This is a genomic window from Bacteroidia bacterium (genome assembly GCA_039924845.1).
In the GTDB taxonomy this organism is placed as follows: domain Bacteria; phylum Bacteroidota; class Bacteroidia; order DATLTG01; family DATLTG01; genus DATLTG01.
The window spans coordinates 1-2,665 of record JBDTAC010000029.1 but is presented as its reverse complement, the minus strand read 5'-3'; the positions used below and the strand labels follow the sequence as shown (position 1 = coordinate 2,665).

The following is a 2,665-nucleotide window of genomic DNA, read 5'->3' as shown; positions in this document are numbered from 1 at the left end:
AATCAGAATGATCCAGATTTAATTTTAGATACGAAAGGAATTTGCAATCATTGTCATGCTTTTGACATCGCTTATTCTAAATTACCGAAAGGAGAAGAACGAGATAAGGAATTGCTGAGAATAATGCAAAGAATTAAAGCGGAGAGAAAAAATAAAAAATACGATTGTTTGTTGGGTGTAAGTGGCGGTGTGGATAGTTCGTACTTGGCGTATTTGTGCAAAAAATTAGATTTGCACCCTTTAATTATTCATTTTGATAATGGCTGGAACTCAGAATTAGCTGTTCAAAATATTGAAAGTCTCTTGAATAAATTAGAATATGATTTGCAAACGTATGTTATTAATTGGGAAGAATTTAAGGACATACAATTGGCGTATTTCAAAGCAGGCGTGGTGGACTTGGAATTTCCAACCGATCATGCTATTCTGTCTTCGATGTTTAATATCGCAAAAAAGAATAAAATAAAATATATTTTAAGTGGACACAACATTGTTACAGAAGGCGTATATATGCCTAAAAGTTGGGTACATAGGAAACTCGATTTTATTAATTTCAAAGATATTCACACCAAATTTGGTACATTAAAACGGAAAACATTTCCTTCCATCAGTTTTTTTAAAAACCTTTTTATTCGATTTTTATCGAAATATGAATTTGTACCATTACTTAATTATACAGATTACAACAAGGCTGCCGTGAAAAATATTTTAATAAATGAACTGGGTTGGAGAGATTATGGCGGAAAGCATTACGAATCTATTTTTACTAGGTTTTATCAAGGGTATATTTTGCCTCAAAAATTTCATATTGATAAAAGACAGTTCCATTATTCGTGCTTAATTCAATCTGGACAAATCACTCGCGAAGACGCTTTAAAAGAGATGTCTTTGCCAATATATGATGCGAGCGTTTTGAAAACAGACAAAGAATATGTACTGAAAAAATTAAATTTTTCAGAAGAAAGTTTTCAGGAATATATGTGTGCTCCAATACATAAACATTCGGATTATAAAACGGATCAAGATTATTGGAAACATTATTTTCGACTTCTTAAAGTACTTAAACCCATCACTGCATTATTAAAAAAATAATTTTAAAACCTGTTTTTGTTTCCTTTTTATCTTCCTTAAATGAATAACTTTGCGCGGATGAATGCTGCAAAAAAAATTACGATTATAGATTATGGGATGGGGAATTTGGCTTCCATCAAAAATTTAATAAAAAAAATTGGAGGAGAAGCTGAAATTACCAACAACATTGAAAAAATAAATGTTGCTGAAAAAATTATTTTGCCGGGAGTTGGTGCGTTCAATAAAGCCATGGCGAATTTACGTGAACTTCAATTCATCGAAATTTTAAATAAAAAAGTACTGGTAGATAAAATTCCATTAATGGGTATTTGTTTGGGAATGCAATTACTTACCAATTACAGCGAAGAAGGTAATTGTGAAGGATTGGGATGGATAGACGCTAAAACCATAAAATTTAAATTCGAAAATAATACCGTAAAAGTTCCGCACATGGGTTGGACAGATGTCAATCTTACTATGCCAGAACATTCCATATTTAGAGAGATTAAAGACACGCCACGTTATTATTTTGTGCATTCATATTATGTTCAATGTGCATCACCTAAAAACACAATTGCACAATCTATATATCAGCATCCATTTGATTGCGGTATTGCGAAAGATAATATTATTGGTTTTCAATTTCATCCAGAGAAAAGCCATAAATTCGGAATGCAACTAATGCATAATTTCATTCATTATTTTTGACATGAAAAGAATACGCGTAATTCCTGTTTTGACAATGGATGAAGGGAAACTAGTGAAAACGATTCGATTTAAGAAACCAAATTACATTGGTGATCCAATCAATTCCATTAAAATTTTCAATGATAAGGAAGTAGACGAAATAGTTGTGTTGGACATAACGGACTCTCAAAAAAAAAATTTTCCAAACTACAAATTGATAGAAGAAATGGCAAGCGAATGCTTTATGCCATTGGCGTATGGTGGTGCTATAAAAACACTGGAAGAAGCTAAAATACTTTTCTCGCTTGGTGTAGAAAAAATTATTTTAAATTCGATATTGTATAAAAATATGAATATCATTACTGAAATAGCGGAATGTTACGGTTCGCAAAGTGTTGTTGTTTGTATGGATGTGAAAAAAAATTTTTTCGGAAGCACTCTTCCTTATTTTGTGAGTGCGAGCAAAAAAAAAGATATGGATGTAGTTGAATTTGCTAAACAATGCGAAATGCTCGGTGCTGGCGAAATTATTTTACAAAACATAGATAGAGAAGGTACTTTTCAAGGCTTGGACACCAATTTAATAAATAAAATAGCTTCTCAATTGACAATTCCTTTAGTGGCTTGTGGAGGTTTGAATGGTATTTCGGATATGTTATCTGCCGTAAAAGCAGGAGCTTCAGCCATTGCAGGAAGCAGCTTTTTCATCTATAAAAATAATAATTCTCAATCCATTTTGATTAATTACCCTACTCAATCTGATTTAATAGAAAAACTTTATACTTTAGTCGCTGATTAACAAAAAAGATGACTAAACAAGTATTAATTATATGTTATTCTTTTCCGCCATATCCTGGTATTGGTGGAAGGCGTTGGGCAAAATTTGCTAAATATTTGGTGGCAAGAG

The 2,665-nt window shown here is 31.8% G+C and carries 3 protein-coding genes; all 3 read left to right on the top strand.

Going from position 1 to position 2,665, the window contains the following annotated elements:
• Nucleotides 1–1,092: N-acetyl sugar amidotransferase (locus ABIZ51_03455; GenBank protein MEO7087831.1), on the top strand; the 1,092-nt coding region annotated here is incomplete at its 5' end.
• Between the two features lie 39 nt (nt 1,093–1,131).
• Nucleotides 1,132–1,779, top strand: coding sequence for an imidazole glycerol phosphate synthase subunit HisH (gene hisH / locus ABIZ51_03450; protein ID MEO7087830.1), 648 nt, complete (start codon nt 1,132–1,134; stop codon nt 1,777–1,779).
• A 1-nt stretch (nt 1,780) separates the two neighbouring features.
• Nucleotides 1,781–2,557 (top strand): AglZ/HisF2 family acetamidino modification protein, encoded by a 777-nt coding sequence (locus tag ABIZ51_03445; GenBank protein MEO7087829.1) that lies wholly within the window; start codon nt 1,781–1,783, stop codon nt 2,555–2,557.
• Nucleotides 2,558–2,665 lie beyond the last annotated feature (108 nt).

What these genes read in the sequence shown, in the direction of transcription:
- hisH (MEO7087830.1), top strand. Translation starts at nt 1,132, where the DNA reads ATGAATAACTTTGCGCGGATGAATGCTGCAAAAAAAATTACGATTATA.
- ABIZ51_03445 (MEO7087829.1), top strand. Translation starts at nt 1,781, where the DNA reads ATGAAAAGAATACGCGTAATTCCTGTTTTGACAATGGATGAAGGGAAA.